Here is a 5,052-nt window from a genome sequence, read left to right as displayed (position 1 = left end):
CTTGTGGATTTACAGTGTTTGAATAACTGGTTTACCAAGTGTTGTTACTGTGCTTAATGATTGAGATAAAGGCTGTAGTGCGATCGCTGATTTATTACCTGGGGCTATTTCTCAGCACATGAAAAACTGCCCGGAAGAAGTGGCGAAGGCTTTAGCGCAGGAAATAGCGATCGCTCTTCGTGAGCAAAGAAAATTAGATCAAAATGCCATAGCTAATGCTTTAGCGCCAGAAATGGGTAAAGCTATTAAGGAGCAAATTCGCCTAGAAAGTGATGCGATGGTAGATGCTTTATATCCGGTGATTGGTAATACCATCAGTAAATATCTAGCCGAGGCTGTTCAGAATATTAACGACAAAGTAGCTAATGCTTTTAGTGTGGAGGGAGTGGCGCGGAAAATTAAAGCTAAAGTTAAGGGGGTTTCGGAAGCAGAATTAATCCTTCAAGAATCTATACCTTTTGCAGTTCAAGCCATATTTTTAATTCATAAAAACTCAGGGTTAGTGATTTCGGAGGTGCAGGCTTCTGGTAGCTATAGCCTTGAGTCAGAAATGGTGGCAGGGATGTTAACTGCTATTCGCAGTTTTGTGAATGATTGCATTGTCCAAATTAATAATTATTCAGAACTAAATGAGATTGAGTATGGGAATTCTAAAATCATCCTAGAGGTGGCAGGTTACTGTTATTTCGCTGTGGTAACTAAAGGGGAACCCAGCCCAGAATTTATCACAAAAATGCGACAAACTATGGGTATAATTGTTTGAGATTACGGAGAATTGATCGAGAATTTTGATGGCGATCGCGACAATATTCCGATTGCTGTACATCAGTTATTAGAAAGTTTAATTCAATTTGTAAGTGAACAAAGACTGAAGCGAGTACCTGTGGCTCTAATCAGTTTAGGGGTATTGAGCGGGTTGTTAATTTTAATTCCCTGGGGATATTTTTCTTATCAAGAATACCTACAAAGACGCATAGCAGATAAAACCGCCCAAACCCTAGCGGCAACTCCTGAGTTAGCGATTTATAAGATTGCTGTCTCAGTGGAAGGTGAGCAATTAAGACTGAGTGGAAAGGTTCCTAATGAAAGATTACGGGAATTAGCGGAAAACTTAGCTGTATATACGGCTTCTGACTTGCAGATAGATAACCAAATTATCGCTGTTGATGTACCGCCAGAGCCTATAGTAACGGCTGGAGAAGTGGAACGCATGACGGGGATTTGCAATGAAATGGCTTGCGTTAATATTGAAAGCAATTATAGCGATCGCCAAGTTATTATTAGTGGTCAAGTCAGACACATGAGAGATGCTCAAATAATTCCCGCTGCCTTTGATAATATTCCCGGCGTCAAATCAGTTTTTAGCACCTTAAAAATAGATCCAGTCCGCATAGAAAATCGCATCTACTTTAATTTCGGTTCAGCACAAATTAACCCCCAGGATATGAAAATCATAACCAGAATAACAGAATTTTTGGATCAGTATCCAAAACTGTCGCTGAGAATTATTGGTCATACAGATCTCAGGGGAAGTGCTGCTATAAATCAGCAATTAGCCCTCAATCGAGCGACAGCAGTTCGCGACGCTTTGACCAAACAAGGAATCGACCCCAAGCGCCTAGAGATAGTAGGTAACGCCCAGCCACCTACAGATGTTATATCTCATCAGCCTTTCTTATTGGGGAGAACTGTGGTATTTGAAATAATAGACAACCCAGACGATAACCAGGGAGAACAACCTTAATCAAATGTCTACAATTTCTAAAAAAATGTGTATGGTTGGTGATTTCAGTGTGGGAAAAACCAGCCTAATTCGGCGTTTTGTAGATCGTCAATTCAGCGACCAATATCTGTCAACAGTGGGGGTGAAAATTTCCCGCAAAGCGGTTGAATTACAGAACGTCAAACAGCAAGAAACGGTTAATTTACAGTTGTTAATTTGGGATATAGAAGAGCACACCAAATTTAAAGCCATTGCGCCTTCTTACCTACAGGGAGCCAGTGGGGTGATTTTGGTAGCCGATCTCAGTCGCCAAGAAACTATTGAGCGGTTAATTGAACACTTGAATTTGTTTTCATATATGAACCCGAAATGTGAAATAATTGTAGCCTTAAATAAGGCTGACTTAGTGGCGGAAAAAGACCTGGAAAAATTGACTCAATATGTACCCCAACCGGTTGCCGAAAAAGCCCTGGGTATTTATCAAACTTCGGCTAAAACCGGTGATTATGTGGATGAAATATTCCAAAAATTGGCTTACAGTATGGTGGTTAAAATTTAATCATTCCCAATTTTAGGAGGGCGCGAATCAGGTATAATTAGTGAAAATCAGGGTCTCAAACAAGATTGAATATACCAGAGGATTATATGAAGCAACTTGGCTCCCAAATTGTAGTTCCCCATCACTTAGAATATTTAATTGTTGATGCTAATTTAACCATCTGTGAAGTGTCAACCAACGTGGATCGTTTTTCTGAGGAACCGGAGCAATTTAAACCGGGTGAAGATATCCGCAATGGTTTACCAGAACTATTCGGAACTGAGGAGATGTTAATAGAGGTATTGCGGGGAGAGTTACCATCTTTTTAACTAAAAGCAATTGGTCGTTTTCCTGACCCCAACTCCCCCCTTTACTTAGATTTTTTTGTCAATCGCTATTATGATGATCAGAAACAAGAATATCAGCTAATTATCTTTTTTTCTGATGTGACAGATAGAATGGTTTTAGAGCAGAAATTAGTTCAAAGTACGAACGAAACTATCCTGTTATTACTAGCGTTAGCGGAAAGTGAAGGAAAATATCGAGATTTATTTGAAAATGCTAGTGATTTAATTCAGTCTTTTGGGATGGATGGTCATTTTATCTATGTCAATAGAGCTTGGAAAGAAACCCTGGGATATACTGAATCTGAAATATCTAATATCACTATTTTTGATATGATTCATCCTGATAATAAATTTCATTTTTTGCAGATTTTAGCTCGCATAATGGCGGGAGAGTTGGTCAATTATATTAAAGCAGAATTAATTACTAAAGATGGTCAGAAAATTTCCGTAGAAGGTAGTATTAATTGTAAATTATAAAATGGTAAAGCGATCGCCACATGAGCCATTTTACGGGACATTACGGAACGCTTATTAACAGAAGCAGCTTGACAGCATGAGCGAGAACAAACGGAACGTCTTTTACTTAATATATTGCCTAAAAAAATTGCTGATAAGCTGAAACAACAACCGGGTAGCGGAAATTTTTGCGGAAGTTACAGTATTATGTGCTGATATTGTCGGTTTTACCCAGTTAGGATCGGAACTTTCTCCTGTGGATTTAGTCAACTTTTTAAACAAAATTTTTTCGGCTTTTGATATGCTTACAGAAGCCTATGGATTGGAAAAAATTAAAACTATTGGAGATGCTTATATGGTAGTGGGAGGACTCCCACACCGTCGAGATGATCATGCTATTGCTATTGCGGAAATGGCTATTAATATGCAAAAAGTTATGGCTGAATTAAATAAGACACAAAGCCGAACATTAAGTATCCGCATCGGTATTCACAGCGGACCAGTAGTGGCGGGTGTGATTGGTTTGAAAAAATTTATTTATGATTTATGGGGTGATACGGTTAACACTGCATCTCCCATGGAGTCCCATGGCGTACCTGGTAAAATTCATGTTTCTGAGGATACTTATCAACTCCTACAACATCAGTATTTATTTGAAAAGCGAGAGATGATAGATGTCAAAGGGAAAGGTAAAATGATTACCTATTTTTTGTTAGTACCCAAAAGAAATACGAGCCTTAATCATAGTGAAGCCACAACTAATGTGAATTGATAACTTGTCACGGTTAACTATTTACTGTTATGTATCATCTGGTTTTTTGCCCCCGTTGCGAACATTAATCAATCGGTTGAGGAGATCAAACCAAAATGAAGAACCCATGGATATAGCGATCGCTGTTAATAGCCAACCACCAATGACTCTAAGAATTGTCAATCCCGAAATTTCACCGCCGAATTGGTAGGCTAAATTAGCGGAACTCCAACCCAAAGGAAGAGCTAAGAGTTTCTCTTGTGCTATCTTGATAAAATCGCGACTGACAATGGTTTCACAGTCGTTTTTATCTAAGGAATTTTGACTTAAACAATTGATATAGTTTTGCCAGGACTCACTATCACTTAAAATTATCTGAATATCTTGGCTAACTTGTTGGCGAATGACAGGTTCTAAAGAGAGGCGGTTAGCAATATTTATGCTATCCACATTCATGATGACAGCCACACCAAATCCGAGTGCTAAAATCATCAAATTAACGCGACGCTTAAATACACCAGAAGCGCGTTCCATTGATTGATTAAACCATGCCATTATTTGATTTTCTAAAGCCTTAATAAAATCATTTTCAAAGCAATTAATTTGTGCTTGATTAGCGAGCGATCGCATTAATCCTATATGTTCCGGCTTGAGAATTTTGGCGACGGGTTGAGAAGCGATCGCCTCCTTAAAATCATCCACAGATAAAGTGACAATTTTTGATTCTTGTCCCGCCGTTTCCATCAACACACTAATCAACGCCAAAGAAAAGGTATCATCAGGAATATAAGAAGGACCCACACCCCGGTTAAATCTATCAATTTTATAATCTTGTAAAGACCCGATTAAAGGATGATTATAAATCTTTTCGGTCATGGGTTCCCCCAAAATACTCTGAATAGATGCTTTCAGATTTTTGGCGCGCCAGTCAAACAAATAAGAGGCAATAAGTTCCTGTAAATTTGAGACGAAAAGACTAAAAATCAGGTAAATAAAAAACAGACCGATAGCCACATTCACTAAAGCGGGTATATTCATAATTTGGGTGGGTGATTAAATCAGCATTTAATTAATCAATTATACCTCTGGGACACAATTAATTAGGGTGATGCCCCCAATTATCTATAGGATAATCCCCAATCAATGTTAAAATAACTATAATGTGCGAGACGTTTAGGAGTCAAATAAGGCTGCAATGCCTGAAATAACCTCCTAGAGGGCAATTAGACCTTCAACC

At 38.5% G+C, this 5,052-nt stretch carries 5 protein-coding genes and 1 pseudogene; 5 read left to right on the top strand and 1 reads right to left on the bottom strand.

The features are described 5' to 3' along the window. Positions 1-118: 118 nt before the first annotated feature. The 5 genes and pseudogenes from ACTIE0_RS22635 to ACTIE0_RS22615 all read left to right on the top strand — a co-directional run. A complete protein-coding gene (locus tag ACTIE0_RS22635; RefSeq protein ID WP_006624147.1) occupies positions 119-763 on the top strand; it encodes a hypothetical protein in 645 nt (214 codons plus the stop codon). A gap of 12 nt (positions 764-775) precedes the next feature. Next, a complete protein-coding gene (locus ACTIE0_RS22630; RefSeq protein WP_006624148.1) occupies positions 776-1,744 on the top strand; it encodes an OmpA family protein in 969 nt (322 codons plus the stop codon). Between the two features lie 4 nt (positions 1,745-1,748). After that, positions 1,749-2,282 carry a Rab family GTPase gene (locus ACTIE0_RS22625; RefSeq protein ID WP_006624149.1) on the top strand — a complete coding sequence of 178 codons (534 nt, stop codon included), beginning with the start codon at positions 1,749-1,751 and terminating at the stop codon, positions 2,280-2,282. 86 nt (positions 2,283-2,368) lie between these two features. Next, positions 2,369-2,590 carry a hypothetical protein gene (locus ACTIE0_RS22620; protein WP_006669242.1) on the top strand — a complete coding sequence of 74 codons (222 nt, stop codon included), beginning with the start codon at positions 2,369-2,371 and terminating at the stop codon, positions 2,588-2,590. 186 nt (positions 2,591-2,776) lie between these two features. Next, positions 2,777-3,836: pseudogene (locus tag ACTIE0_RS22615) on the top strand (adenylate/guanylate cyclase domain-containing protein); the annotation flags it as partial. A gap of 27 nt (positions 3,837-3,863) precedes the next feature. Here ACTIE0_RS22615 and ACTIE0_RS22610 read toward each other — a convergent pair. Further along, positions 3,864-4,853: a hypothetical protein gene (locus tag ACTIE0_RS22610; protein WP_006669243.1), complete on the bottom strand. Its 990-nt coding sequence runs from the start codon at positions 4,851-4,853 to the stop codon at positions 3,864-3,866. Positions 4,854-5,052 lie beyond the last annotated feature (199 nt).

This window comes from Limnospira sp., assembly GCF_051859755.1.
Classification (GTDB): Bacteria; Cyanobacteriota; Cyanobacteriia; order Cyanobacteriales; family Microcoleaceae; genus Limnospira; species Limnospira fusiformis.
Note: the sequence above shows the minus strand (reverse complement) of the source record. Positions and strands in the feature narration are given on the sequence as shown.